This window comes from Synechococcus sp. PCC 7336, assembly GCF_000332275.1.
Taxonomy (GTDB): domain Bacteria; phylum Cyanobacteriota; class Cyanobacteriia; order Thermostichales; family PCC-7336; genus PCC-7336.
Genome location: NZ_CM001776.1, coordinates 1,702,451 through 1,727,385, shown reverse-complemented (window position 1 = coordinate 1,727,385; position 24,935 = coordinate 1,702,451). Strand labels below are relative to the sequence as shown.

Genomic DNA, 24,935 nt, shown 5'->3' with positions numbered 1-24,935 from the left:
AGAAAAAACGCCTAGAAACGCGATTCAAAGACCCCGCCGACCCCCTGCAAATCGTCATCGTCCGCGACATGTGGCTCACCGGCTTCGACGCCCCCTGCTGCCATACCATGTACATCGACAAACCCATGCGCGGTCACAGCCTCACGCAGGCGATCGCCCGCGTCAACCGCGCCTTCAAAGGCAAAGAAGCCGGTCTAGTCGTCGATTACATCGGCATCGCCAACGAACTCAAAGACGCCCTCAAAACCTACACCGACGCCAAAGGCAAAGGTCAACCCACCCGCAACATCGATCGAGAAGCCCTCCCCATCCTGCGGGAAAAAATCGAAATTCTGCGATCGCTCTTCCACCCGTTCGATTACAGCGAATTCGAAACCAAAGCCATCGATCTCCTCATACCAGCCGCTAACTACATCCTCGGTTTACCCGATGGCAAAAAGCGATTCCTCGATGCTGTCACTGCCGTCAACAAAGCCTTCTCCCTCTGTAGCACCCTCGAAGCCGCCGCTGCCCTACGCAAAGAGATCGCCTTCTTCACCGCCGTCAAAGTCGCGATCGTCAAATCCACCACCGTCGATCGCAAACGCACCGAAGCCGAAAAACATTCCGCCCTCAAACAAATTCTCGACAACGCGATCGTCGCTGAAGGAGTCACCGACGTCTTCGCCCTAGCCGGTCTAGACACCCCCAATATCAGCCTCCTCTCTGAAGAATTCCTCGAAGACCTGCGCCACTTACAGTACAAAAACCTTGCAGTAGAACTGCTGGAAAAACTGCTACCGAAATTCCGTCGCAGTGCTCCGCCCATAGCCGAAGGTTTGGGGGGTGGTGAAGCGGCGGGCGACCGGAGGGAGCAATCAGTCAATCTCGGCTTGCTGTTGGATGTACTGCTTCAGGACTGAAATGGGTGCTCCGCCACAGGAGATGATGCAGTACGAACGACTCCAGAAAACGGGCTTGCGGTAGACCTTGCCTAGGTGCTCCGCAAACTCTTTCCGAATCAAGCGACTAGAGACGGTTTTCAGGTTATTGACCAACTTAGAGGGCTGGCACTTTGGGTTTACAGCTATTAACAGGTAGACACGATCCGCTTCACCATTGAACTCAATCAGCTCTCCCTCCCACTTCTGAAGGGTCTCTGAAAATATCTCCTTGAGCCTATCCAGTATGGGCTGAGTGATGCACTTGCGGCGGTATTTAGTGCAGGTGACTAAGTGAAAGCGAATACTGTAAGAGCAGTGGTGGAGGGTGCTTAGCTGTTGCGACATAAGAGCGACTAAAGGCTAGAATAGCTCTATGATAACCCTGACGTATGAGTACAAGCTAAAACCGACTAAGCAGCAGGCCGAACAAATTGACCACGATTTAGAGGTGTGCCGCCGGGTTTGGAATTATGCGCTGAGAGAGCGCAAAGACTGGGTTGCTTCTCGCAAGTGTCCGGTTAATGTCTGCTCTCTGTGTGGCGAGTACATCATTCCGGCAGATGCTCCATACCCTGGCTTCAAGGTTCAGTGTCAGCGGTTGACTGAGGCGAAGCGGCTCAACGCTGACCTAGCCTCGGTCAATGCCCAGGCGTTACAGCAAGTTTTGAGGCGTTTAGACCAAGCATTTGACCGCCGCAAAAAGCTAGGGGCTGGGTTCCCCCGGTTCAAGAAGTCGGGGCGAATGCGGTCATTCTCTTTTCCTCAACTGGGCAAAGCTCCGTTGAGAGACGGGGCAGTTAAACTGCCAGGGCTGGGCTGGATGGCCATTCGCCATTCGCGCCCCTATCCAGAGGGCTTCACTGTCAAGCAAGCCAGGGTCGTCAAACGAGCATCAGGCTATTACGTCATGCTCACTTTTCGGGCCGATATCGTCATCCCAGAACCACCATTGGTGGGTCATGTAGTGGGCGTAGATGTTGGGCTGGAATACTTTCTCTCAACTTCGGACGGCCTTCAGCTAGAGCGGCCCAGGTTTTTCGTGGATCTGCAGCGCAAGCTTAAATTGCTGCAACGCAGATTGAAGCGAAAGCAGCCTGGGTCAGCCAATTGGAAGAAGGCTCAAGCTAAGGTGGCGAGGCTGCACGAACGGATTGCCGATACCCGCAAGGACTTTCACTTCAAGGCGGCTCACCAGCTTTGTGATGCTGCTGATGTGATTGTGGTTGAAGACTTAAACCTGATTGGTCTCAGTCGCGGGATGTTGGGTAAGCACATGCTGGATTCCGGTCACGGGCAATTCCTTAACTCGGTGTTGCCCTGGATTGGCCTTAAGCGCGGCAAGGTGGTGGTAAAAGAAAAGGCAGCGGGGACTTCTCAGGAGTGCCCTGACTGCGATGAAGCGGTACGCAAAACGCTGGCAACTCGTTGGCATAAATGCACCTGTGGTTGCTCAATACCCAGAGATGTCGCCAGTGGCCTGGTGCTGAGAAATAGGTTCAAAAAGCGCTGTCGGGCGGACAGTGCTGAAAATGCCCCTGGAGAGGTTCTGGCGGGGAGTGTTTTGCACTCTAGCCAAGACTCTGTGAATGGGGAATCTCCTGCTATACGCGAAGTGTTAGCGGGATGAGCGTCAATCAATCCCTAGCTCGTCACTTTCAAGGTAAAACTGCTATAGAGGTTATGCAGCTGGCTCGTGGTCAAAGTTCTACATTTATCCGATATCCATCTGGGCAGTGGGTTGAGCCACGGTCGCATTAATCCCCAAACTGGACTCAATACGCGCCTGGAAGATTTCACCGCTACCCTCAGCCACTGTATCGATCGCGCCATCTCCGAACCCGTCGATCTCGTCCTCTTCGGCGGCGACGCCTTCCCTGACGCTACCCCGCCCCCGCTCCACCAAGAAGCCTTCGCCAGCCAATTTCGCCGCCTCGCCGACGCCAACATCCCCACTGTCCTCCTCATCGGCAACCACGACCAACACGGACAAGGACTCGAAGGCAACAGCCTCAGTATTTACAGAACCCTATCGGTCCCCAACTTCTTTGTCGGCGATCGCCTGCGTACCCTCCCAATCGAAACCCGCAGCGGCCCCATCCAAGTCACCACCCTCCCCTGGCTCAACCGCTCTGCCCTGCTCGCCAACCCCAACACCGAAGGCTTATCTGCTGCTGCCGTTGCCGAAAGCCTGCTCAAAAAACTCGACCTTGCCCTCGAAGCCGAAACCCGCCAACTCGATCGCGACATCCCCGCTATTCTGTTAGCCCACGCCATGGTCGATCGCGCCCGCTACGGAGCCGAACGCCATCTCGCCGTTGGCAAAGGTTTCACCGTTCCCCTTTCCCTGCTCGCCCGACCTGCCTATCAATACGTCGCCCTCGGTCACGTCCACCGCCATCAAGTGCTCTGCGACAATCCCCCCGTCATCTATCCCGGCAGCATCGAACGGGTGGACTTCAGTGAAGAAACAGAAACCAAAGGCTTTATCCTCGCCAACGTGCGAGTCGAGGGTACCCAATACGAGCTGGTGCCGCTAGAGGTGCGTAACTTCTGCACCATCCGCGTCGATTTAGCCCAGTTGGACTCAGACGAATCCCCTATGGCTGTCTTGGAAGCAGCGATCGCCGAACGGGAGATTGAAGGGGCTGTCGTTCGCACGATCTATCGCATTCGCACCGATCGCGCCGACGAAATCGACGATCGCCGCCTGCACGAATTACTCTCACCTGCCTCCAGTTACTCCATCAGCCCCGAAGTCATCGCCGCCGATCGCACTCGCCTTCCCGGCTTAGCTGCCACCGATCTCACCCCCGTCGAAGCCCTCGAACATTACCTGCAAACCCGCGACGACCTCGCTGGCTTGCACGACGACATGCTGCAAGCTGCCCGTCAACTAATGGCAGAAGTAATTCCCGATTGGGTAAAGGTGGAGCCAAGCGACAAGGCGCTGTGGGAACCTGCGGCAGAGCAACTGAGTTTGCTGGTGGAGAACGATCCCTAGAGCAATTCGGCGATCGCCAGTTGCGGCTGCTAGCGCGAGTATGCTGGGGAAACACTTTGGCAGAGCAAACATAAAGGTTGGTCATTGATGGACAAGGGTGTTGTGGCAGGACGGGTTTATATCGTGGGGGCTGGCCCCGGACATCCCGACTTGATTTCGGTGCGGGGGATGCGCCTGCTGCAGGCAGCGGATGTGGTGGTGTATGCCGGATCGCTTGTTCCCGCAGCGATGCTGGATTACTGCCGGCCCGAGGCAGAACGAATCGATACGCGATCGCAGGTGCTCGAAACGCTATTGCCAACCGTGGTGGACCGCGCTAGAGCGGGCCAAGTGGTGGTTCGCTTGCAAGATGGCGATCCCTGCTTGTATGGCGCACTGCAGGAAATGACCGTTGCTCTGCTGGCAGCGGGGGTGGAATTCGAAGTGGTGCCGGGGGTAAGTGCGTTTCAGGCGGCAGCGGCTCGCTTAGGGGTGGAACTGACGGTGCCCGATCTCGTGCAGAGCATTATTTTGACGCGGGCGAGCGGACGAACTGCTGTGCCCGAGGCGGAGGATCTCGCCAGTCTGGCGGCCCACCGGGCCTCTCTCTGTCTGTATCTCAGCGCCCACCATGCCAAAGACGTGCAAGCAACGTTGTTGGAGCACTATCCTGCCGAAACGGCGATCGCCATCTGCTACCGCATCGGCTGGCCCGACGAGCAAATCCTCAGCGGCACCCTCAGTCAATTGCACGATTTAACGAAGTCGGCCAAACTCAACCGCACGGTACTGTATTTGGTTAGCCCTGCGCTCGATGTGACGGCCCCTGCGCGATCGCAACTTTACAGCCCCAGTCACGTTCACCTCTTCCGTCCCCATCGCCCCCACACAACCCTTGCCCCGGACATTACCTAGTCGGCTGAATTTTCTGCTGTTGGCGTAACTAGACAGATGACCGTGCTTCAAAAGGACTTCCACATCCGCCGGTCGAATTGGAAAGTTATCGGCGGCTCGGTGACGATCTGCAAATCGGGGTGGGCTGGATTCAGAATGTAGTTATATTCCATAGGCACGATCGCCGAGGGAACCTTCAGAATAGGAGCCGTCAGGTTCTTCAACCAGCGATCGCCGATGGATTGGAGCTGGGGGTAAGCCGAGGTTTCCTGCCAATCTATCGGTAGCTTCTTTACAGGCACGACTTCAATCACTGGCTCGTTCAGGTAGGCTCGGATGCCGATGAGGGGGATATTGTTGGTTTCGGCATGGACGAAAACTTCCAAGCTGGCCAGCGCTAAACTCTCGGAGGTGTAGGCAGCTCGATATCCCTTGGGCGTCCAGCGACCTGCAACGTAGAGCCCGCCCTCTCCAGAAAAAGCCATTGGCGCATATTTCCGCTTGCTGAGCCGCCATACCATCAGCGGTTCAGGCATATACCCCATACTCGATCCGATACAGCATTTGCTCGACTTGGGTAGCACCGCTGTCTGTGGCCATCGCGTCGAGAGGGGTTAGATTGTCCAGGTTAGCCTTCGGCGAAGAAAGCCATCGCTTTGCCTCTCGCTCGTCCTCGAAAACTTTTACTGCGAGGTCCGTCAAGCGCTGGAAGCGGGACAGGCGATCGGCCACTAGTGGATTGAGTTCCGGGTTGGATTGTTTGTAGCGAGCCTGGGTGCGCGGCGAAAGGCCGAAGAGGAGCTGCTTCTGCTGCACGTTCAAGTCGAATTGCGCGGCGCTGGCTTGCAAGGTTTCGTATTTGACAGGTTTGTCGGCAAGACTAATTCCCATGACGCCCTCTAAGTGCCACTTGTCTTATTGTAGCTGCCAAGTGACAAGAAAGCGATCTCGCACTTTGGCTACTCTCTTGTCATCGCTAGCTCTTCGGCGATCGCCTGCAGCCGCCTCAACTGCGCTCGCATATCCCGCTGAGTCAATTGGGCAGCTCCCAACTCAAATCCTGCTGCCACCAACGGATTGGGAATCTCGAAGCTAAACTGATTCAGCAACAGCGTCCCTTCTGACTGTGGCTGACATTCCCAGCGATCGCTTCCTGTAAAGAACCCCGCAAAATCCCACACCACTAAGCCGACTCTGCGCTCGGCCACCACGCACTCTAGTGCCGGTTCCAGTAGCGGCATCCTTAATTTAAAGCGAAACCGATCTCCCACCTCCACAGACCAATCGCCAACCGACTCGCACTTCAACATGGGGTTGAGCCACTGGCCCATCAAGTCTGGGGAGACAATGCAGCGATCGACCACCTCAATTGGAGCAGCAATAGAGATGGATTGCTCGAATGTGCGCACGAAGCCTCTCCCAACGATCGATCCCTTGTCCTGCCGCGTCCAAATACTGCTAGCGATCGAGAGCTGAGGACCGATCGCGATCCCCACAGCAGCTGCAATGCCTAAACACTCAACTGCGTCACCGCAATTTTGCCGTTAAAACAAACTTCCGTATCCGCTCCTGCATCTCGCACTCGCTCGGCATAGCGGCCATTATAGTGATATTCGTTGCCCTCCACCCGATAGCTCACCGGCAGCGGTTGCTTGCAGGGGGGACAAAAGACGAGCTCGGGGATCGTCTCCCCTGGCTGCAGGTGAGGCAAGTTGACATTCCAATAGCTGCCCGAAGGCAGCGGGCAGGAGATGAGCTCGGCAATGGCTCGCGCAGCCATGCGAGCAGCAATTTCCCAATCAATCTGCAACTGGCCCCGCTTGTAATGGGAAATCGCAATACCGGGAATACCCAGCAAAGCCGCTTCCCGCACGGCCGCTACGGTACCCGACATATAAACATCCGAACCTAAATTACCACCCGCATTAATACCTGACAACACCATGCGAGCACCGGGATAGAGATGTTTGAGACCGAGACGCACGCAGTCGGCAGGCGTGCCGGAGATGGCATAGTGTTGGGGCGATCGCTCGTCCACCCGAATGGGTCCGTTGGCCGTCACCGTATGGCCGCAACCGGAATATTGCTGCTGGGGAGCCACGATCGCGCCATCCCCCTCCACCACCGCCCAAAGGGCCTGAATGCCGGGGGCATCAATGCCATCGTCGTTAGTAATCAAAAAGGCCACAAGACGTTATGACTCCGAATTTCATGCGCAGAAATTAGCCAGTCCGAGCTTAGCAAACCCCACTCCCTCAGCAGCAACCCTGCTGTGGAGTAGCGAGCGGATGGCGTTAGGATCGGACGGAACGGTTAGCTCAGATTGCGATCCCCGAGAAGACCATGCCCCATCCCGAAGACTCTAGCCCCGACCGAGCAGCGGCAAAATCTGCCTTGCTGGAGGCGATCGCCGCCGCTCCAGCCCCCAGCGGGCTGCCAGAACCCTCAGCAGAAATCGATCGACTCGTTGCAGCACTCGAAGCCTTCAACCCCACTGCCGCCCCCACCGCCGCCGCCGAGCTGTTAAGTGGCAACTGGCGAACCCTCTATACCACCAGCTCCGAATTACTGCGACTGGGCAAAACCCTACCGGGGTTTAAATCGAGAGGCATCTACCAATGCATTTGGGCCAAGCGGCAATTATTGTGTAATGTCGGCGAAATTAATGGCCTGCCCGGACTGGGCGGGATCGTTGCCGTGCGGGCCACCTTCCAGGTCGTCTCCGATCGCCGAGTGTCCGTCAAATTTTTGCAGGCGATGGTGGGTTCGCAAGCGGTGATGAACTACGACCTAGACTCCTTTCTGGCCTTAATGCAACACCGCCCCCAACAGATCCCAGCCGTGAAAGTCACCTTTCCAGAACGTCGCGAACAGCGAGGCTGGCTCGACATTACCTACCTCGATCGCAATCTGCGCATCGGACGCGGCAATCAAGGCAATCTGTTTGTGTTAGATCGAAAGCCCCCCGAGACTTAAGCTAATCTGAGAGCGTCGACTAGGATGAGAGCGTCGACTAGGATCTGCATCATGGCAACAGAAACGCTGGAATTTACCATTTATCCCGACGGGCGCGTTGTCGAAACCGTTAAGGGAGTTCGAGGCAAGCAATGTACGGAGCTGACGGCGGAGATCGAAGGCAAACTCGGTAATATGACTCATCGACAAGAAACGGACGAACACTATCAAACGGTAGAGAACCAGTCCGCTCAACAGCAGTGGGAAAGCTGGGGCGAGACCTAAGCATTGGGCGATAGGGCTGCAAGCCCAGTTATACGCTCCGATTCGTCTGATTGAGCTTGAATCTAGCGATCCCCGATCCCCAGCGATCCCCGCTGCCGCCATACGACCATTAGCTTTGGGCTCAGTTCGCATTCTCAGAATTGTTCTGAATCTTTACAGGATTTGTTATCGGAGGAACTACATGAGAAGCAGTTCTCCCTGGTACGATGATCCCGAAACCAATCTTTATTGTGGAGATTTGGGACGTTGCAATTTCAACAATATGCTTCTTTGACCTCAGACCCTTTAATTTTTAAGCCTTATACTCTCTTAAACTTTGGCGCTTCGTGGTGCCACCTCTGCCATTGGGTCCAGCCCGTACTCAATCGCCTCTCGCAGGAATGGCCCGAGACGATCGCGATCGCCTCGATTGACGTGGACACACAGTGGGATATTGCTCGCCAGTACAACATTCGCACCTTGCCAACATTGCTATTACTGCGGTATGACGGCCAAGAGATAGAGCGACTCAGTAACTTTCACAACCGCGAGGATCTGCTCTACCGCTGCGAACTGCTGATGCAATCTCACCTGCAGCACGCCTAGCCTGTATCGAACGAACGGGAACGCCTTCCAGCGTCCTCTGTTTTATTGCGCGTGAATCGAAAAATCCCCACCGTTCGGTGGGGACAGAAGCTTCGCTTCGATGGTGGGCTCGAAGCGATCGTGTCAGAGCACCCAACTCAACCGAGAGCACCTGCACTCATCGAACCAGAGGCTCTAGATTGTCGGGATTGGGTAGAACTTGCCTCGGTACTCTCGACGGGCATCGCCTCGATGTGGTTGAACAAGGTTGTCACAAAGGCAAACAGCAAAAAGGGTAGCGTCACCACTAGCACCAGTGCGACAGTCGCCAACGCATAAAGCGGCTGACTGCTGCCAGCCATTGACGCCATGGCAGCCGCTAAACTCGCAAAAATCACAATCAGCCAAGCAATAATCTGTCCGTAAATATCGCCAAATGTCAAAGTGCAGCGCAAACGATAGGTTTTGAGTGAATCCATAGTTTTTTGTACCGGAACTTCCGTTTACCGTTGTCAACCGGCAGCAAATCTGCAGACGGTACCTAAAATTAATCGAACTTATCTCACCTTCGCAACTTTGTAACGAAGATAGAGACAGATTTGAAATCTAAAAAAACATTGCGTTACATTCTGCAATATTCCGACAGCAATACGGTAACTTCTTCGGTATGCTGTCAACCTCTGGCGGCCTAGTGGCTGGGTTGAGCTTCGCAGCGATCCCGCAGGTCAATTGTGGGCTTAGACCCACGGGATCGGTGCGATCGCTTTGGGTTAAGCGCACGGTTAAGCTTTTTTGGCCACCAACAACACATTCTTGCCCAGCGGTGGTGCCACGAGCCCTTCAATAAAACGCATGGGCGGAACCACTAGCCTATCGTAAAGAGATATACTATTGCCGTCGATCGAGTTCTTGAGTAACACAAAGTTGAAGTACCAGGGAATGATGCCGACTAGATCGAAATATCGTGCCTTTACAATCGTAAATCCTGCCTGTTGCGCGCGAGATACGAGATCCTGCTTTAAATATCGACGAAAGTGACCGACCTGTTTGTCCAGTTCGCTGTAGAGCCATGGTAGTGCTGGCACAAAGATGAGTAGGTGCCCATTCATGTTGAGTGCTTTGTGCGCGTTGGCAAGCTCAGAGGCATCATCTTCTATATGTTCGAGAACATTGACATATAAAATTGAATCAAAGCTTTCTCCTGGATCTGCCCTGCCAAAGAAACCGTTAATCGCCTCAGCTCCCCGATCTTGGCTGAGGGTTTCTTTCAATAACGGGTACATATTCTGAGATGGCTCGAAAGCTTTTAGGTTCTTTATATTAGCCTCTAAGACTAGTTTTGAAAAATTTCCTATTCCTGCGCCAACTTCAGCTACAGAACCTCCGAGATAGGAATGGAATTCAGCCATAATCCATTTATGATAGTTCCTTGCAAAGGACATGGCTTCTAGATCCTTGCCAAAATATTGGGGCATTTTGCTGGACAAGATTGTCATCGATCCCTTCCTCAGTACACCGCGAAGTCGCAGCTGGCTTGAAAATCATAGTTTTTAGGATATGTCTAAAATGCTTGAAGACCAAGGACTCTAGCTTGCTCAGCTTCTCCTCTACAAAACTCCAGCTCTCAATATCGACAAACCCAATGATTCAGATGCAACCCGACACAAGCAAAGCAGCCCTCCCCCCGCTCCAATATCGAACTCTTCTCCTGCTTTTGCTACTCTTCGGCGTCGCCACCCGGCTGGCCCATTACTTCAGCAATCGCTCTCTCTGGCTCGACGAAGCCAGCCTCGCCATCAGCATCGTCGATCGCTCCTACCCAGACCTCCTCACCCGACTGGAATACGATCAATCCGCCCCCCCTCTGTTCCTCTGGATCGAAAAACTAGCCATTCAACTCTTCGGCAATCACGAATATGCCTTGAGATTCTTTCCGCTCCTCTCTGGCCTCGCCGCCCTATTGTTGTTCTACAAACTCGCTCGCCGCTATGCCACCAGCTTGGCCGTGCCAATTGCGATCGCCCTCTTCGCTTCCCTCAAATATCTCGTCTTCTATGCAGCAGAAACTAAACCCTACAGCACGGATATGGCCCTGGCTCTGCTGTTGTTTTTACTCCTGGTCCCCCATCGCGATCGCCCCCTCCCCAAGCGCCAAATTCTGACCTACGGCCTGCTTGGCGCAGTCTCTATTTGGCTCTCATTTCCGATTGTTTTCGTCCTGGCAGGTATTGAGATTGTCGGTTTCCTCGCGCGCCCCCGAAAGTTGAAGGCGATTCTGCTCAACCGCTGGCCGATGTACCTCACTTGGAGCGTCAGCTTTATCTCCCTATATCGCTTTTTCATCATCCCTGCCACAAGCAGTCAGTCCCTATCCAATTGGTGGGCTTTTTCCTATCCCGACTCTCCCTTCGACTGGGTTTGGGGGTTTGATACCCTCGGCCAATTCTTTTACCGGCCCCTCGGCTTTCTTAATTTCACCGACGGCGTTGCCATCTTTGCCTTTGTCTGCGGTTGTATCGCCCTCTATCGCCAAGACAAATGGAAATTGGCAGTTTTGATTGCGCCGCTACTCGTCACCTTAACGGCTGCTTACCTACATCAATACCCCTTCCACGGACGTCTGGTGTTATTCCTAGCCCCATTTGCCTTAATTGCGATCGCCGAAGGCGCTGCAGCCCTCTTAAGTCAGCTCCAGGCCCGATCTCGCAAGGCAAAGGCGATTGGATTATTCGGAGCGATCGTCTCTATTATGCTCGTCCTGCCCCCTCTGCTCTATTCCGGCCAAAGACTGCTGAACCCAAGCTTGTACCATTTCGACCACCTCCGTCCCGCAGTTCACTACATCCAAGCCCGCCGCCAGCCTGTAGATACGATCCACATTTTCCCCCGCGCCCACCGCCCTTTCCTCTACTACGCTCGGCAATTGGGCCTATCCCCCGCAGACTACAGCTTGGGGCGAGTCAATGCCCCTAATGCCGACGAGCTTGCGGGCGAGCTGGGAGATCGTTACCGCCAGGACATCGCTCAATTCCGCGATCGCGATCGAGTTTGGTTTTTAATCGCCCGCAAATCAGAAGCCACTCAAGCGGCCCTACTGGCCGAGCTCGATCGCTTCGGCAGCCGACGAGATGCGTTTGCACAACCCGATGTCCTGGCTTGCCTGTATGACTTTAGCTCGCCTGCTAGATAAAGCGGAACCAGAACAGGTACCACAGCGCTTTGACGCCATCTTTCCAGTTAATTTTCTTGCCTTCACTATAGGTACGACCGTAATAGTGAATCCCTAATTCATAGATGCGCCATTTCCGCTGGCGGGCAATTTGGGCACTAATCTGAATCTCGAAGCCAAAGTCATTCTGAGTAATCTTCAAGCTCTCGAGCACCTCTCGCGTAAACATTTTGTAGCAAACCTCTACATCGCTCAAGGTCTGGTTGTATAGCAGGTTGAAGAGGAGAGAAATGAGCTGGTTGGCACAATAGTGATGGAAATAAAGAGAGCGATGGGCGTATCCGTAGAAGCGAGATCCGTACACCACATCAGCCACTTGACGAACGCAAATGAGGCGATACATTCGCTCCCAATCGGCGGGGTCGTATTCCAGATCGGCATCTTGCACCACGATCGCGTCTCCGGTGGATGCCTTCATTGCCGTTTGTAGGGCAGCCCCTTTACCTCGATTGCGATCGTGAAAAATCACTTGAAAGGAAACCGCTCCTTGGCTGTGGCGATCGGCCGCAATCCTGCCGAGGGTGCCGTCAGCTTCTAAAGTGAGCTCTTGCCAGTAGCCAGCGCTCTTAGCAATGTTGCGATCGAGCCATTCGCGCGTACCGTCGGTCGAACCGTCATCGACAACGACGATTTCTTTAGAGACGTCTGGCAGGGCAGCCGCCACCGTTACCAGCACCTGTGCAATCGAATCCCGCTCGTTATAAGCAGGAATTAAGACCGATAAGACAGAAGCTCGGCCTAGAGAAACAGCCATGACTTGGAGTCACCACTAGAAAAGATTCAGCCACCATAACGGCTAGCGGACTTCGAAACAAGCTGAACGGTTGAGGCTCTGCCGGACGAGCAGCACGGCAAAAATAGTCGGAAAAACATATTTCGTGCCACTCGGCGAGCGGTAAGTACGCTACGATAATTAGTCGCACTATTACTCGTAACTGTTTCATGCAAGTCACCCAGGAGAAGCGGCCCGGCAGCCAGGTCAACCTCAACATCACCCTCGATGTCGAGCAGGTACAAAAGACCTACGAAAAAACCGTGCGCGACTTTACCAAGAATGTGCAGTTACAAGGCTTTCGCAAAGGGAAGGCCCCCCGTCAGTTGGTGATTCAGTCTGTTGGTTCCCAGCGAGTGAAGGCAACTGTCTTAGAAAGCTTGATCTCCGATTCGGTGGAAGTAGCGCTGAAAGAAGGCGACATCAAGGCGATCGGTCAATTCACGCTCGAAGGAAATATCGACGATCTGCTCGCCAACTTCAATCCCACATCTGAGCTCTCCTTTACGGGGACTGTAGAGGTTCAACCCGAAGTTACCCTGGGCAAGTATACGGGCCTAGAGATTAAAGTCACTCGCCAAGAACCGAACCCCGATCGCGTTAAGGAGACCATCGACTATCAACGCCAACAGCGGGCCACTCTGATCCCCATCGAAGATCGTCCTGCCGAGATGGGAGATGTGGCCACGATCGATTTTGTCGGGCGCACCCTCGATGGTGAAGAGATTGAAGGGGCTCGAGGCAAAGATTTTCAACTGGAACTGGAGGAGTCGAAGTTCATTCCCGGTTTTGTCGCTGGCATCGTCGGCATGGCGATTGACGAAGAGCGAGAAATAGAAGCCGAGTTTCCAGAAGATTATGCCAATCCAGACGTTGCCGGACAGAAGGCAACGTTTACGGTCGAGCTGCACGAACTCAAAATGAAAGAGCTGCCCGAGCTCGATGACGAGTTTGTCAGTGAGATTAGCGAGTTCGGCACTGTTGAAGCACTCGAACAACATCTAACAGAACAGTTCGCCGCAGAAGCCAATCGCGAGTCGATAGCCGAGTTGGATGAAGCACTCGTGGATGCGGTGCTCGAAGGGGCGGAGATCGATCTGCCCGAAACTCTGATCGAGCACGAGGTGCAGTTCTTAATCGACCAAAACCTCAACCAGCTCGCGCAGCAAGGGTTAGACGTCAAGCGCCTCACGAACGACAACAAGATGATGGCAGAACTGCAGCAGCAGACTCGCCCCGAGGCGATCGCCCGCCTGCTTCGCACCCTCGCCCTGTCTGAGATTGTCCGCCAAGAAAACATCCAAGTGGGCGAGACCGAATTGGCTGTCAAGGTTGAAGATTTTCTAAATGCCTACCGCGGCAATGAAAAGATCTCCGAACAGCGCGTGCGGGACCATTACCGAGAGGAGTTGCTAACCGAGAAAGTATTGGCTTGGTTGAGGGCACAAAACCAGATTGAGTGGGTGGATGAGGACGGCAATCCAGTCGGGGATCCAACCCTTGACGACAGTGAGGCCGAGGTCAATACTGACTCTAACGTCGAGGTCGAAGAGACTGCGGCTTCAGACGCAATCGTCGAGGTGGAGGCCAGCGCAGCAACAGCAGACTCAGAGGGAGACAAATAGCCTGAACCACTGCAGCAATGGCGTTCGAGGCTGGGCAAGCTCGGCAGTCTGAGTGAAGTAGACGCTAAATAGTTTAAAGTCTTGTTGGAGGCTGCCACCACCTCGGGCGATTGAAGCTAATGTTAGAGTGAAAGCCCGAGCTTTCGAGCTGTGGCTTGTCGAGTAAGTTCTCGCTGTTAACTCGCACAAAAGAAATGGCTCATGGCAAAATATGACTCCCATCTCAAGTGCTCCTTCTGCGGCAAATCGCAGGAGCAGGTTCGGAAGTTAATTGCCGGTCCTGGCGTATATATTTGCGATGAATGCGTCGATCTGTGCAACGAGATCCTCGACGAAGAGTTGTACGACGGCAGCGGCACTCAGCCTACAGCAGCCCCAGCCCGCAAGGAAGCAGAACGGCGGCCTCCGAGAGAACTGCCTTCTCTTGCCGAACTGCCCAAACCAAAAGACATTCGCGACTATCTCGATCAGTATGTCATCGGTCAAGAGCAGGCCAAAAAGGTGCTGTCTGTGGCAGTCTACAACCACTACAAACGTCTGAGTACCGAAGTAGCTCAGTCAATCGAGGAAGACGGGATTGAAATTCAAAAATCCAATATTCTGTTGATTGGTCCGACCGGATCGGGCAAAACTCTGCTGGCAGAAACGTTAGCCCGCATGCTGGATGTTCCCTTCGCGGTGGCCGATGCCACCACCCTGACAGAAGCAGGCTACGTTGGCGAAGATGTGGAGAATATCTTGCTGCGACTATTGCAAGTGGCCGATCTCGATGTGGAAGAGGCCCAGCGCGGTATTATCTACATTGACGAAATTGACAAGGTAGCCCGCAAAAGCGAGAACCCCTCCATTACCCGCGATGTGTCTGGGGAAGGGGTGCAGCAGGCACTACTGAAGATGCTGGAGGGAACGGTGGCGAGTGTTCCGCCTCAGGGGGGACGCAAGCATCCTTACCAAGACTGCATCCAGATCGATACCAGCAATATTTTGTTTGTCTGCGGCGGTGCCTTTGTGGGTCTCGATAAGGTAATCGAGCAGCGCACCGGTCGCAAGTCGATGGGTTTTATCAAGCAGGGAGAAACCTCATTACCCCGCGAGGCTCGCACCAGCGATACCCTCAAACAGCTTTCGCCTGAAGATTTAGTTAAATTCGGCATGATCCCCGAATTTATTGGTCGCATTCCGGTGGTTGCAACGCTAGAGCCACTGCACGAAAAGGCATTAGAAGCAATTTTGACGCAGCCGAAAAATGCGATTGTCAAGCAGTACCAGAAGTACTTGCGTATGGACAGCGTGGAGCTGGAATTCGAGCCGGGAGCGATCGCGGCGATCGCCCGCGAAGCCTTCAAGCGCAAGACGGGGGCGAGGGCGCTGAGGGCGATCGTGGAGGAACTCATGCTGGATGTGATGTACGAAGTTCCGTCCCGTCAAGATATCAAGCGCTGCACGATTACGAAGGAAATGGTGGAACAGCGTTCTACCGCCGATCTGATCCTGCATCCCTCGTCCTTGCCCAAGCCCGAGTCAGCCTAATTGACGCAATTTCAAGCGGCGATCGGGATTGTAGAGGAATAGTTGTTCTGCAATGCCCGAGCTGCTTGTTATACCTTGCACTCGGCCCCCTAAATCCCCCACCAGTGGGGGACTTGCGGATAAGTCTCTACTTCGTTCGCAGCAATCTCGATCCCAATCTCTCAAAGCCACGCCAGTATTGTAGACAAGTCCCCCAGAATGGGGGATTTAGGGGGCTGTGCAACAATCCAGAACGCCTTTCAGAGGTCTGCTTTCGGCCCAAAGCCAATCTCCCTCAGAAATAGCAAGATCGATCGCCCCTCAGGTTAACGAATGTCGTACCCAAATAGATTGGGATCGACTGCCCCCAGATCGAGATCGGCGAGGCCGTATTCAGCCCAGCGGCGATCGACCCTTGCCGCCACATCCGCATCCGACTCTAGCGGCTCGCCCCACGGGTGGTCCGTTTCCGGCGGAATCTTCGTCGTGGCATCGATCCCCATACGACCGCCCAAACCAATCTTTTCACTGGCAAAATCGAGCGTATCGAAGGGGGTTTCCGGCAGGATGAACACATCTCGGACCGGGTCCACTTTGGAGGTCATTGCCCAGACCACCTGTCGGGGATCGCGAATGTTGATGGTTTTATCCACCACAATCACGAACTTGGTGTAGGTAAACTGTGGCAGCGCACTCCAAAATGCCAAGGCGGCGCGGCGGGCTTGGCCGGGATAGGCTTTGTCGATAGAAATGATCGCTGCCTTGTAGCTTAAGGCTTCCATTGGCAGGAAGAAATCGACAATCTCGGAAACCTGCTGCCTCAGGATGGGCGTATAGATGCGGTTGAGGGCGATCGCCATTAACGCCTCTTCTTTGGGGGGGCGACCGCTGAAGGTGGTGAGATAGACCGGCTCGCGACGGTGGGTCATGCAGTGGAAGCGCACCAAGGGGGAATCTTCCACGCCGCCGTAGTAGCCCATGTGATCCCCAAACGGACCGTCAGGCAGAACTTCGCCAGGGGCGATCGTGCCCTCTAAAATAAACTCGGCCTCGGCAGGAACTTCCAGATCGAGGGTTTTGCACTTTGTCAATTTGACCCCCGAACCGCCGTAAAGACCGGCAAAGAGCCACTCGGATAAGTCAACGGGGATCGGTGTGGCAGCCGCCATAATGATGAGGGGATCGACGCCGAGGGCGATCGCGATCTCCAACTTTTGCCCCCGTTCAGTTGCCTTGCGCAGGTGGCGAGCCCCCCCCCGCACGGACAGCCAATGGACTGTCATCGTGCTCTCGGACTGCAACTGCAGGCGATAGACCCCCACATTGGGAATGCCGGTTTCGCAGTCTTTGGTGATCGCCAGCCCCAGTGTCACAATCCTGCCCGCATCCCCCGCATAGGGGCGAATCGTGGGGATCGCATTCAGATCGAGGGCCTCCCCCATTACCACCTCTTGTTGACAGGGCGGCAGCCAGTCGCGACCGGGCTTGGCTCTTAAAACATCAAATAGAACCTTGCCGAACTCAACCGCCTGCGACAGTTTTTTGGGCGGCTTCGGCTGCTGCAACATACCTAACTTTTTACCCAGCTCTTCCAGTTCTGCGGGCCTCTCCATATTCATCGCCCAGCACACCCGTTCCAAGGTGCCCAGTAGGTTCACCGCCACTGGATAGGGCGATCCCTTCACTTGCTCGAACAGCAGCACCGGACCGCCAACAGCCAGCATGCGGTTGCTAATTTCTGCAATCTCTAAATCGGGATCGACCGCTGCCGTGACGCGATGGAGTTGGCCCCGCTGGTCCAATAGTCGCAAAAATCCGCGTAGGTCTCGGGCCATCAGTGAAGTTTTATGAACGATTCCTCAAGCATAACTATTATTGAAGTCCAGCAGGGACTTTGAAAGAGGATGCTACCATTCAAGTTCGATTGGGTTTGGAATAGGTCGCCGTGCTAAGTGCGCCACCAGAGCAGGTTTATCTCCGTGCAGACAGTTCCGGGTTGCACCTGCACTTGCCCGTGCCGGACCGCGCTTGGTCGGAGCTGTGGCAGCAGGTGAGCGTGCGCTTTAAAGGCTTTCAGCACCTGAATTCGGGCAGCGCTTTACTCACCCTCTGGGCGGGAGGCTGGCAGCTCGATACTCAGCGACTGCAGGCGATCGCCGCTCTGGCAGCCACTCGCAACTTGGGGTTGTATCGCGTGCAAACCGATAATCGACAAACGGCGATCGCCGCCGTAGAGTTGGGTTATTCTGTTGAGCAAACCCCACCCCTAGCGCCTCTGGCCGCGAATGGAGACTATGCCAACACCCTCTATCTCAAAACCACCATTCGATCGGGTACAGCCATCCAGCACGGTGGGTCGGTGGCGATCGTGGGGGATATCAATCCTGGCGGCGAGGTTTTCGCCGGAGGCGACATCTTGGTATGGGGGCGATTGCGGGGGGTGGCCCATGCGGGGGCTGGCGGCTCGCAGGACGCAACCATTATGGCATTGTCCCTAATGCCCACTCAGTTGCGCATTGCCAATCGCGTCGCCCGCGCCCCCGAGGGGGCGGCGCCATTTCCCAGCCCCGAAGTGGCCTATCTCGAAGATGAAGTCATCTGTATATCGAGCGTATCGGAGTACTTGCGGAGAGCTATATGACCCGCATCATTGTTGTGACATCGGGTAAAGGTGGAGTGGGTAAAACCACCACCACAGCGAATATTGGTGCGGCTCTAGCACGCGCGGGGAAGAAAGTCGCGTTGTTAGATGCCGACTTTGGCCTGCGCAACCTCGATCTGTTACTGGGACTAGAAAATCGCGTTGTCTATACTGCCATTGATGTCATCAATGGCGATTGCCGTTTAGATCAAGCCCTAGTCAAAGATCGCCGCAACCCCAATTTGAGCTTGATGCCTGCCGCTCAGTCCCGCGACAAAACGGCGGTATCGGTCGAACAAATGGGAGACTTGATCGAGCAGTTGGCTCCCCGGTGCGATTATGTCTTGATCGATTGTCCTGCCGGGATCGAACAGGGGTTCCAAAATGCGATCGTCAAGGCGAGTGAAGCCATTATTGTCACCACCCCCGATATCTCTGCCGTGCGGGATGCCGATCGCGTGATTGGGCTGCTGGAAGCCGCCCAAATTTATGCAGCGCAACTGGTGGTCAATCGCATTCGCCCCGAAATGATCAACGCTAACAATATGATGTCAGTAGAAGATGTCGTAGAAATTCTCTCCATTCCTCTGCTAGGTGTGGTGCCAGAAGATAGCGAAGTGATTGTTTCTACCAACAATGGCGAACCGATGGTACTTTCGCCACAGCCTACCCATGCTGCAGTTGCCTTTTCCAATATTGGTAAACGTTTGGAAGGGGAGAAAGTCCCATTTTTAGATGTCGCGAATTTAAATGACACTTTGGTAACCCGCTTTAAACGATTTTTGAATACATTGAATAAGTAGTACCCGAATTCCCTTCGTCAGTGACTGAGCCATGTTATTCGAGTTTTTAGAGCAGCTATTTGCGCGCAGCAACAAAAGTAGCCGGTCGACCGCGAAAGATCGGCTCAAATTTGTGCTGGCTTACGATCGCGCCCAACTCAGTCCTGCAGCTCTCGAATCGATGTGCGAAGAAATTATGGGGGTGCTCTCCAAATACGTCGAGCTCGATCGAGAAGGGTTCGAGTTCAATTTGGCTTCACAATCGGGCACCACTGCGCTAATTGCCAATTTCCCCATCCGCAGAGTCAAGTCTTCGCGCGCTGCGATCTCCGACCCGTCCCGCTAGAAGTCATGGCTGGCTGAGGTCGTCACCCCAATGGTTAGAACTCCCCCAGCTTGCCGCCTTAGTAAGCTTGGTTAACAGCGGTTGCCCTTGGCTGTCGCGAGCGTCACAATGGTGGCAGTGGGTGCAATACTGACGGTCGATCTATGCTTTCGACATTTCGAGATCGCCATCCTTGGGGCAGCATCGTCACCGATCTGCTGAGGGTGGAAGAAGGGCTGTATATCGTGCGAGCGCAGGCGATTGTCAACCAAGTTACGCTCGGTAGCGGGATTGCGGGCTCCACCACTGTAGAAGACGCGGAAGATGCCGCCATTCAGCGGGCACTCAGAGTGGCGGGCTTAGATGGCTCTACTCCTCTGACTCTGGGCACTGTGGCGGCTCCGGCGATCGCTCCATCCGCCATGCCCACCCCTCCAGCCAACGGCAATACCGCCAATTATGCAGGTGAGCCTCCGACCAGTTGGTCTGCCCCCACCCCTTCAACCCCAGAACCCTCGCCGGCCCCTTCTCCTCTCCCAGAGCTCGAACTCGAAGATCTATCCGAATTAATCGCCCAAACTGATGTGGAACTCACCCGCATTGGCTGGGGGCCGAAAGAAGGACGCAATTACCTCAAAAAGCGCTTTGGCAAGCAGTCGCGCCAACAATTAGACGAGCAGGAGTTACGCGAGTTTTTGCGCGATCTCAAACAAAAACCAACCCAAATGGCTGCCGATGCCTTCTAGCGATCGCGCAGCTTATATTTTCGCTAGTACGGATTGAGACGAGTCGCGAGTTCGTTAACCCTCGCGGGCACGGTTCAATGTCTTGCGCAGGAAAAAGTAGACGAATTTCCGGCTGACCTGCAGCTCTGCTGCTAGATGGCTAATCGGTTCTGATTTCGAGAGCGCCTGCATGGCAATCACTTTACGAACTTCTGGGGGGAAGCTGGCTGCGGCTTACTCTCACAAGATCGGGATCTGGGGTGTTTTCGGTTTTAAGATAGGCGTAAGCATCATGGTAAAGCGCACCTTCGGGTAGCCACTCCCAGAGAGGACCCAGATCTTTTTTGATTTGCTCAACAAAGAATACAGGAATTTCCTCTGTCTCCTGCTCGAAGAAAGCGCAGAATTGCTTGTCTTCCTCAAGCCTACGGCGGACTTCTTTAAGGTATTTGACTTTACTCCTGTCGGATAGACTCTGGAAGAGTTTTATGAGCTTGGGAGTTGGGGATTTAGTGGCTGAGACACGCTTGTAAATCATTGGATAGGAGAAGGCATATTCCCGAAGATCGATCGTGAGGTTGTAAAATTCGATCCAGGTATAGTGTTTGGGTCGAATATTCATGGTGTTGTTATTCAGGAAGTGAAAAGGGATAGGAAGAATGCGGTTTTGTCGTTGATATTCCAGATTGACTGGAGCACTGCGCCCAAAGGAAGTTAAGACTGAAAAGCCGGGAATATTACCAGGGGTCAGATCGAGATAATGTTTCGTCAGTTCAAAGGGCTCCGAGCCATAGTCACAATCGAGACCGAGAATCAAGTTACTCTGGAGGTAGGACAGATGGCCAAGGATCGTATTAATCTGATCGGCAACTTGATGAACTTTCTCCAGCCCATTTCTCTTCCCAGCTCGTGTTTTGTAGCCCATCTCGTACCACGACTCAATTCCTGGCAAGATGGCCAGAAAGCCATTTTTCTTCAGGCGTTTAATGTTATCCTCATTGAGGAGCGATAGGGAACTCTCTGCTATAAATCTAATACTACCTGGGGGAGCAGCTTCCTCAATAGCACTTAGATAATCATTAAAACGAACGCCAAAGTTCGGATCGTGCCAAGCAACAATGGGGGACTTGAAGGTTTTGAGCAAGAAGCGCAGATCTGCTTTTATCTCCTCAAAATCGAGGGGTTGATAGGGAACGGTAGAGTCCGTGCAGAAGTGACAGGTATAAGGACACCCAAAGCTACCGATCGCCGCAACCATCTTCAACCAGGGCGCTTTTTGCAAAATCCGGTCGATGTACTTCCAGCGTTGACGTACCCCCGGAAGCTGTTTCGGTTGCTGCGTTGCTGAAAGATACATTCCCAGCGGACGATGCTGTGTCAGATCTTGCAACACATTATTAACCACTTGCTGGTCGGTGAACCCCAGTACATAATCGAAATATTTTGCAGTATCCTCTGGATAACTTCGGGCGTGGGGTCCTCCCAGGACTGTCAGAGCCCCTTTGGTACGAAATAAATTACTTAAGGCATAAGCAACTTGTGCAGACTGGGTAAAAGAACTGATAAAGACCACATCCAGCTTCTCTGGAAGAGGCTCAGTCATAGTCTGATAGCTATTATGGTAAGCCAAAAAAACATCATGCCCCTCCGCTTCGCACCAAACAGCAAGCACCTGTGGCATAATACTCGCGAAATTAGCACGCATAACCCGTGCGTATACTGTGCTGATTGGCTTTCTACCCAGAATGTCGATGATTCCAATTCTAAGTTTTCGCATAGAACCTCTAGAGGATTTAAGTTAATTGTGATTTAGCATAATAGAGATATCGATTCGGTTGGAGTGCTCTAAGAAGCTAAAGGGGCTGATTTCATTCGCTGCGATAACGACAAGCATTCAGATTACACCGATCGCACCAACTGCTTGCGCCGGAGGTATAACCCTGAGTTGAACCAGGCCCCCTCGCGGACGTCAATTGCCGTTCTGCACCTAAAGAAATAGTGCCGCCCCGAACTAATGTCGGTCGGCACTCGAGTCTTGCTGGTGGTTAGCGGGCTCGAACTACTGCAATCGCTGCGATAGCAGTTGCTCCTCTAAGGCAGCAATGCGGTTGTAAGCTGCTGTCAACTGGGCGGTGAGTCGCTGAATTTGTGCTTCGGGCAGCATCGCTTGGCTGACAGCCGTTCGGGCTTGCCGTTCTGCAGTCATGTCCTCATCGAGCAAAATTCCCTGCATTTCTTCAGCCGAACCATATTGCATGCCGGTCGAAAGGATCGGTGCGGGAGGCTGAATGGCTTGGGTCTGTAATTCTGCTACCACTGCGGCTGGAAGTCGCTCGATCGATTGCTTCAGCAGTTCTAGCTGCTGCTGCAGTTCACTCACTCGTTCTTGCTGTAAGTATTCCATAATCGTGCACTTCTGCCATCTTCTCTATCCGTTTCCCCAATCCTAGTGACTTATTCCCAACAATTCGGCAATCCACTAAATCATTTAATCTTCTTGTCTGTTTGGTTTCGGCTCATCTCTTTATCACTACATCTCTTTATCACTAATCTACAGAGCGCAAAATATCCGACACACATCGGCGCAGACAACTTCGACACATAGATAAATTAAGCGGTTGGCGCAAAACCTCGGGTGGTTAGCCCATTAATTTAAGATTTCGATCGTCTCTTAAAAATCATCTGAAAGAATGACTGCTCTTGGTTAGGATTTTGGTAGCAATTGATTAAATAAGCTTGCGAGGATTCAAGGGCAACCCCTACCTGTTCTCCAGCCTGAGTCGGAAGGCAGGACGAGGCCAATCGCAGAACAGTTAGCTGCCCCCCGAGCTTGTCAGGCTGCAACATCAAATCGTAGGGTGAAAGCACTACGGCATACTCGATGCTGCCTTTGCTTTGGCCAAACGTCTTTGACTCGAAATTACCGACGATTACTTCCTTACCTGTTGCCCCACAGCCGCATGTTTGCATTGGCTTTGGGGTGTACGTTGGGCTTCGTGCTCACGATGCCCCTACTGGCCCAGATGGTGCAATGGATGTCGGAGTCGATCGGGCAGGGAGACGTGCGAGCGATCGCGGGACTGGCGGCATTTGCGCTCGTCGTGTTTGTGGTGCGGGGGGCGTTTCAATACGGTCAGGATTCCCTGATGGCGCGGGCCTCGCTGCAGGTGGTGTTGGAAGTGCGCCAGCGGGTTTACGCCCATCTCCACACCCTCGATTTAGATTATTTTGCCACAACCCGCACGGGGGATTTAGCCTATCGCATGACTGAAGATTTCGATCGCCTGGGGGAAGTCGTTCACAAGTTTTTCCACCAGTCGATCCCCAGCGTACTGACGATTCTGTCAGTGTTGGCCTATATGTTTTATCTCAATCTCGCCTTAACGGCAGCCACCCTATTGGTGGCTCCGCTGATGGGGGTGTTAATCGGCTGGTTTGGCGATCGCCTATTGGCCAGTGCCCGTCGCAGCCAAGATCGCGTCTCCGACCTGTCAGCCCTCTTGACAGAAGTATTCGGCGGCATTCGCACCATCCGCGCCTTCGCCGCCGAAGCTTACGAAGTGGCGCGCTTCAGCCAAATTGCCGAAAAAAATCGCGAAGCTCGCTTTCGCACCGAGCATGTCAAAGCCGTGCAGTATCCAGTGGTGGGATTTCTCTACGCTCTGAGCGTGTTGTTAGTGTTTTGGTTGGGGGCATGGCAAATTAGCCAAACGCATTTAACTGGCAGCGAGTTTTTGGGTTTTTTGGCGGGCGTGGCCCTGCTGATCGATCCGATCGTGCTGATTACCAGCAACTACAGCGAACTCAAACAGGGACAAGCCTCTGTCGATCGCATCTTCGAGTTGCTGGATGTCAAAGCGCAAGTGTTCGATTGCCCCGCAGCTCGGGTGTTGCCTCCCGTGCGCGGTCGCGTCGAGTTCGAGCGCGTGTCATTTGGTTACGCCCCCGATCGTCCCGTGCTCAAACAGCTCGATCTCTCAGTTGCCCCCGGACAGGCGATCGCACTGGTGGGGTCTTCAGGAGCGGGGAAAACCACCCTCGTCAATCTCATCCCCCGCTTTTACGATCCGCAGCAGGGCAGAATTTTGCTGGATGGCATCGATATCGCCTCCGTCACCCTACGCAGCCTGCGCCGACAAATTGGCATCGTGCCCCAAGAGACCGTCCTGTTTTCTGGCACCATTGCCCAAAACATTGCCTACGGTCGCACCCAGTTCGATCTGGCTGCGGTACGACGGGCGGCTGAAGTGGCCAATGCCCACGAATTCATTGCCGCACTCCCCGATGGCTATCACACATTAGTGGGGGAAAGGGGGGTGAATCTGTCGGGGGGCCAGCGACAGCGATTGGCGATCGCGCGAGCTGTGTTGCTCGATCCCAAAATCTTGGTTCTGGATGAAGCCACCTCTGCCCTCGACAACGAATCGGAAGCGCTGGTGCAAGAAGCCCTCAACCGCTTGATGCACCGCCGTACTGTGTTCGTCATTGCCCACCGTCTCTCCACCGTTCGAGAAGCCGATCGCATTTTGGTCTTGGAAGGGGGACAGGTGGTGGAATCGGGGCAACACGAGGAGCTCTTGGCCCGGAAGGGGCGCTATGCCGATTTCCATTCTCGGCAATTTGTCATGTAAGTCATGTAATGCGATCGAGTTCGCAGCAGTTCGTGTGAGATTATTGAAGATCGAGCGGCTGTTACGCCGCCAATTGGCTTACAATCGAAGCGCCT

27 protein-coding genes are annotated in these 24,935 nt (G+C 54.0%); 15 read left to right on the top strand and 12 right to left on the bottom strand.

Going from position 1 to position 24,935, the window contains the following annotated elements; genetic code table 11:
- Positions 1–68: 68 nt before the first annotated feature.
- Positions 69–902, top strand: a complete 834-nt coding sequence (locus SYN7336_RS32000) for a type I restriction enzyme endonuclease domain-containing protein (protein ID WP_202951152.1) — start codon at positions 69–71, stop codon at positions 900–902.
- Here SYN7336_RS32000 and tnpA read toward each other — a convergent pair.
- The gene (gene tnpA / locus SYN7336_RS28765; protein WP_026100823.1) at positions 858–1,268 is read right to left on the bottom strand and encodes an IS200/IS605 family transposase; all 411 of its coding nucleotides are present in this window, start codon (positions 1,266–1,268) and stop codon (positions 858–860) included. The two genes, SYN7336_RS32000 and tnpA, sit on opposite strands and share 45 nt — an antisense overlap.
- A 28-nt stretch (positions 1,269–1,296) precedes the next feature.
- Here tnpA and SYN7336_RS08285 point away from each other — a divergent pair, with 28 nt between their 5' ends.
- The 3 genes from SYN7336_RS08285 to cobM all read left to right on the top strand — a co-directional run bounded on the left by SYN7336_RS08285 (position 1,297) and on the right by cobM (position 4,818).
- Positions 1,297–2,550 (top strand): RNA-guided endonuclease TnpB family protein, encoded by a 1,254-nt coding sequence (locus tag SYN7336_RS08285; RefSeq protein WP_017325467.1) that lies wholly within the window; start codon positions 1,297–1,299, stop codon positions 2,548–2,550.
- Between the two features lie 66 nt (positions 2,551–2,616).
- Positions 2,617–3,924 (top strand): exonuclease subunit SbcD, encoded by a 1,308-nt coding sequence (sbcD, locus tag SYN7336_RS08280; protein ID WP_017325466.1) that lies wholly within the window; start codon positions 2,617–2,619, stop codon positions 3,922–3,924.
- Positions 3,925–4,011: 87 nt separating this feature from the next.
- Entirely contained in the window at positions 4,012–4,818 is an 807-nt protein-coding gene (cobM, locus tag SYN7336_RS08275; protein ID WP_017325465.1) for a precorrin-4 C(11)-methyltransferase, read from the top strand.
- A 47-nt stretch (positions 4,819–4,865) separates the two neighbouring features.
- On the opposite strand, the gene SYN7336_RS08270 is transcribed toward cobM, so the two are convergent.
- From SYN7336_RS08270 to surE, 4 genes are all read right to left on the bottom strand, one after another.
- Positions 4,866–5,333, bottom strand: a complete 468-nt coding sequence (locus SYN7336_RS08270) for an RES family NAD+ phosphorylase (RefSeq protein ID WP_017325464.1) — start codon at positions 5,331–5,333, stop codon at positions 4,866–4,868.
- Positions 5,326–5,688 carry an antitoxin Xre/MbcA/ParS toxin-binding domain-containing protein gene (locus SYN7336_RS08265; RefSeq protein ID WP_017325463.1) on the bottom strand — a complete coding sequence of 121 codons (363 nt, stop codon included), beginning with the start codon at positions 5,686–5,688 and terminating at the stop codon, positions 5,326–5,328. The genes SYN7336_RS08270 and SYN7336_RS08265 overlap by 8 nt, the downstream gene beginning before the upstream one ends.
- Before the next feature lie 68 nt (positions 5,689–5,756).
- Positions 5,757–6,293, bottom strand: coding sequence for an SRPBCC family protein (locus SYN7336_RS08260; RefSeq protein ID WP_017325462.1), 537 nt, complete (start codon positions 6,291–6,293; stop codon positions 5,757–5,759).
- A 14-nt stretch (positions 6,294–6,307) separates the two neighbouring features.
- On the bottom strand, positions 6,308–6,985 hold the full coding sequence (gene surE, locus SYN7336_RS08255; RefSeq protein WP_017325461.1) for a 5'/3'-nucleotidase SurE: 678 nt from the start codon (positions 6,983–6,985) through the stop codon (positions 6,308–6,310).
- Between the two features lie 155 nt (positions 6,986–7,140).
- Here surE and SYN7336_RS08250 point away from each other — a divergent pair, with 155 nt between their 5' ends.
- The 3 genes from SYN7336_RS08250 to SYN7336_RS25035 all read left to right on the top strand — a co-directional run bounded on the left by SYN7336_RS08250 (position 7,141) and on the right by SYN7336_RS25035 (position 8,622).
- Positions 7,141–7,773, top strand: coding sequence for a PAP/fibrillin family protein (locus tag SYN7336_RS08250; RefSeq protein WP_017325460.1), 633 nt, complete (start codon positions 7,141–7,143; stop codon positions 7,771–7,773).
- 51 nt (positions 7,774–7,824) lie between these two features.
- A complete protein-coding gene (locus tag SYN7336_RS08245; protein WP_017325459.1) occupies positions 7,825–8,037 on the top strand; it encodes a DUF2997 domain-containing protein in 213 nt (70 codons plus the stop codon).
- 246 nt (positions 8,038–8,283) lie between these two features.
- Positions 8,284–8,622 (top strand): thioredoxin family protein, encoded by a 339-nt coding sequence (locus SYN7336_RS25035; protein WP_017325458.1) that lies wholly within the window; start codon positions 8,284–8,286, stop codon positions 8,620–8,622.
- Positions 8,623–8,759: 137 nt separating this feature from the next.
- On the opposite strand, the gene SYN7336_RS08235 is transcribed toward SYN7336_RS25035, so the two are convergent.
- On the bottom strand, positions 8,760–9,080 hold the full coding sequence (locus SYN7336_RS08235) for a hypothetical protein (RefSeq protein ID WP_017325457.1): 321 nt from the start codon (positions 9,078–9,080) through the stop codon (positions 8,760–8,762).
- Between the two features lie 303 nt (positions 9,081–9,383).
- Complete coding sequence (locus SYN7336_RS08230; protein ID WP_017325456.1) at positions 9,384–10,097, bottom strand: bifunctional 2-polyprenyl-6-hydroxyphenol methylase/3-demethylubiquinol 3-O-methyltransferase UbiG; 714 nt, start codon at positions 10,095–10,097, stop codon at positions 9,384–9,386.
- Between the two features lie 146 nt (positions 10,098–10,243).
- Between SYN7336_RS08230 and SYN7336_RS25030 the strand changes: the two genes are divergently transcribed.
- Positions 10,244–11,791 (top strand): glycosyltransferase family 39 protein, encoded by a 1,548-nt coding sequence (locus SYN7336_RS25030; RefSeq protein ID WP_017325455.1) that lies wholly within the window; start codon positions 10,244–10,246, stop codon positions 11,789–11,791.
- Here SYN7336_RS25030 and SYN7336_RS08220 read toward each other — a convergent pair.
- Entirely contained in the window at positions 11,784–12,584 is an 801-nt protein-coding gene (locus SYN7336_RS08220; protein ID WP_017325454.1) for a glycosyltransferase family 2 protein, read from the bottom strand. The two genes, SYN7336_RS25030 and SYN7336_RS08220, sit on opposite strands and share 8 nt — an antisense overlap.
- Positions 12,585–12,772: 188 nt before the next feature.
- Here SYN7336_RS08220 and tig point away from each other — a divergent pair, with 188 nt between their 5' ends.
- Together tig and clpX are read left to right on the top strand one after the other, a co-directional pair.
- Positions 12,773–14,227, top strand: coding sequence for a trigger factor (gene tig, locus SYN7336_RS25025; RefSeq protein WP_017325453.1), 1,455 nt, complete (start codon positions 12,773–12,775; stop codon positions 14,225–14,227).
- 201 nt (positions 14,228–14,428) lie between these two features.
- Positions 14,429–15,757 carry an ATP-dependent protease ATP-binding subunit ClpX gene (clpX, locus tag SYN7336_RS08210; RefSeq protein ID WP_017325452.1) on the top strand — a complete coding sequence of 443 codons (1,329 nt, stop codon included), beginning with the start codon at positions 14,429–14,431 and terminating at the stop codon, positions 15,755–15,757.
- Positions 15,758–16,062: 305 nt separating this feature from the next.
- Here the strand turns inward: clpX and SYN7336_RS08200 are convergent, their stop codons facing one another.
- Entirely contained in the window at positions 16,063–17,571 is a 1,509-nt protein-coding gene (locus SYN7336_RS08200; protein ID WP_017325450.1) for a UbiD family decarboxylase, read from the bottom strand.
- A gap of 110 nt (positions 17,572–17,681) precedes the next feature.
- On the opposite strand from SYN7336_RS08200, the gene SYN7336_RS25020 reads away from it, so the two are divergent.
- The 4 genes from SYN7336_RS25020 (at position 17,682) to SYN7336_RS08180 (ending at position 20,230) form a co-directional block, all read left to right on the top strand.
- Entirely contained in the window at positions 17,682–18,377 is a 696-nt protein-coding gene (locus tag SYN7336_RS25020; RefSeq protein WP_017325449.1) for a septum site-determining protein MinC, read from the top strand.
- Positions 18,374–19,180, top strand: a complete 807-nt coding sequence (minD, locus tag SYN7336_RS08190) for a septum site-determining protein MinD (protein ID WP_017325448.1) — start codon at positions 18,374–18,376, stop codon at positions 19,178–19,180. The genes SYN7336_RS25020 and minD overlap by 4 nt, the downstream gene beginning before the upstream one ends.
- Positions 19,181–19,211: 31 nt before the next feature.
- Positions 19,212–19,505, top strand: coding sequence for a cell division topological specificity factor MinE (gene minE, locus SYN7336_RS08185; protein ID WP_017325447.1), 294 nt, complete (start codon positions 19,212–19,214; stop codon positions 19,503–19,505).
- A gap of 143 nt (positions 19,506–19,648) precedes the next feature.
- Positions 19,649–20,230: a hypothetical protein gene (locus SYN7336_RS08180; RefSeq protein WP_017325446.1), complete on the top strand. Its 582-nt coding sequence runs from the start codon at positions 19,649–19,651 to the stop codon at positions 20,228–20,230.
- 54 nt (positions 20,231–20,284) lie between these two features.
- Here SYN7336_RS08180 and SYN7336_RS32635 read toward each other — a convergent pair whose 3' ends face one another.
- The 3 genes from SYN7336_RS32635 to SYN7336_RS08170 form a co-directional block, all read right to left on the bottom strand.
- Complete coding sequence (locus SYN7336_RS32635; RefSeq protein WP_255346707.1) at positions 20,285–20,410, bottom strand: hypothetical protein; 126 nt, start codon at positions 20,408–20,410, stop codon at positions 20,285–20,287.
- Position 20,411: 1 nt separating this feature from the next.
- Positions 20,412–21,890, bottom strand: coding sequence for a radical SAM protein (locus SYN7336_RS08175; RefSeq protein ID WP_193789877.1), 1,479 nt, complete (start codon positions 21,888–21,890; stop codon positions 20,412–20,414).
- A 378-nt stretch (positions 21,891–22,268) separates the two neighbouring features.
- Entirely contained in the window at positions 22,269–22,613 is a 345-nt protein-coding gene (locus SYN7336_RS08170; RefSeq protein WP_017325444.1) for a hypothetical protein, read from the bottom strand.
- A 556-nt stretch (positions 22,614–23,169) separates the two neighbouring features.
- Here SYN7336_RS08170 and SYN7336_RS08165 point away from each other — a divergent pair.
- Positions 23,170–24,840 carry an ABC transporter ATP-binding protein gene (locus SYN7336_RS08165; protein WP_017325442.1) on the top strand — a complete coding sequence of 557 codons (1,671 nt, stop codon included), beginning with the start codon at positions 23,170–23,172 and terminating at the stop codon, positions 24,838–24,840.
- Positions 24,841–24,935: the final 95 nt, after the last annotated feature.

Bases quoted from the DNA above. Each gene is read 5' to 3' on its own strand.
- SYN7336_RS32000 (WP_202951152.1), top strand. From the start codon at position 69: ATGTGGCTCACCGGCTTCGACGCCCCCTGCTGCCATACCATGTACATC.
- minE (WP_017325447.1), top strand. From the start codon at position 19,212: ATGTTATTCGAGTTTTTAGAGCAGCTATTTGCGCGCAGCAACAAAAGT.
- minD (WP_017325448.1), top strand. From the start codon at position 18,374: ATGACCCGCATCATTGTTGTGACATCGGGTAAAGGTGGAGTGGGTAAA.
- SYN7336_RS08170 (WP_017325444.1), bottom strand. From the start codon at position 22,613: ATGGAATACTTACAGCAAGAACGAGTGAGTGAACTGCAGCAGCAGCTA.
- SYN7336_RS08265 (WP_017325463.1), bottom strand. From the start codon at position 5,688: ATGGGAATTAGTCTTGCCGACAAACCTGTCAAATACGAAACCTTGCAA.
- SYN7336_RS08200 (WP_017325450.1), bottom strand. From the start codon at position 17,571: ATGGCCCGAGACCTACGCGGATTTTTGCGACTATTGGACCAGCGGGGC.
- tig (WP_017325453.1), top strand. From the start codon at position 12,773: ATGCAAGTCACCCAGGAGAAGCGGCCCGGCAGCCAGGTCAACCTCAAC.
- SYN7336_RS25030 (WP_017325455.1), top strand. From the start codon at position 10,244: ATGATTCAGATGCAACCCGACACAAGCAAAGCAGCCCTCCCCCCGCTC.
- SYN7336_RS08245 (WP_017325459.1), top strand. From the start codon at position 7,825: ATGGCAACAGAAACGCTGGAATTTACCATTTATCCCGACGGGCGCGTT.
- SYN7336_RS08175 (WP_193789877.1), bottom strand. From the start codon at position 21,890: ATGCCACAGGTGCTTGCTGTTTGGTGCGAAGCGGAGGGGCATGATGTT.
- SYN7336_RS08235 (WP_017325457.1), bottom strand. From the start codon at position 9,080: ATGGATTCACTCAAAACCTATCGTTTGCGCTGCACTTTGACATTTGGC.
- SYN7336_RS08165 (WP_017325442.1), top strand. From the start codon at position 23,170: ATGTTTGCATTGGCTTTGGGGTGTACGTTGGGCTTCGTGCTCACGATG.
- cobM (WP_017325465.1), top strand. From the start codon at position 4,012: ATGGACAAGGGTGTTGTGGCAGGACGGGTTTATATCGTGGGGGCTGGC.
- clpX (WP_017325452.1), top strand. From the start codon at position 14,429: ATGGCAAAATATGACTCCCATCTCAAGTGCTCCTTCTGCGGCAAATCG.
- SYN7336_RS08230 (WP_017325456.1), bottom strand. From the start codon at position 10,097: ATGACAATCTTGTCCAGCAAAATGCCCCAATATTTTGGCAAGGATCTA.
- SYN7336_RS08285 (WP_017325467.1), top strand. From the start codon at position 1,297: ATGATAACCCTGACGTATGAGTACAAGCTAAAACCGACTAAGCAGCAG.
- tnpA (WP_026100823.1), bottom strand. From the start codon at position 1,268: ATGTCGCAACAGCTAAGCACCCTCCACCACTGCTCTTACAGTATTCGC.
- SYN7336_RS08180 (WP_017325446.1), top strand. From the start codon at position 19,649: ATGCTTTCGACATTTCGAGATCGCCATCCTTGGGGCAGCATCGTCACC.
- SYN7336_RS08250 (WP_017325460.1), top strand. From the start codon at position 7,141: ATGCCCCATCCCGAAGACTCTAGCCCCGACCGAGCAGCGGCAAAATCT.
- SYN7336_RS08270 (WP_017325464.1), bottom strand. From the start codon at position 5,333: ATGCCTGAACCGCTGATGGTATGGCGGCTCAGCAAGCGGAAATATGCG.
- SYN7336_RS08220 (WP_017325454.1), bottom strand. From the start codon at position 12,584: ATGGCTGTTTCTCTAGGCCGAGCTTCTGTCTTATCGGTCTTAATTCCT.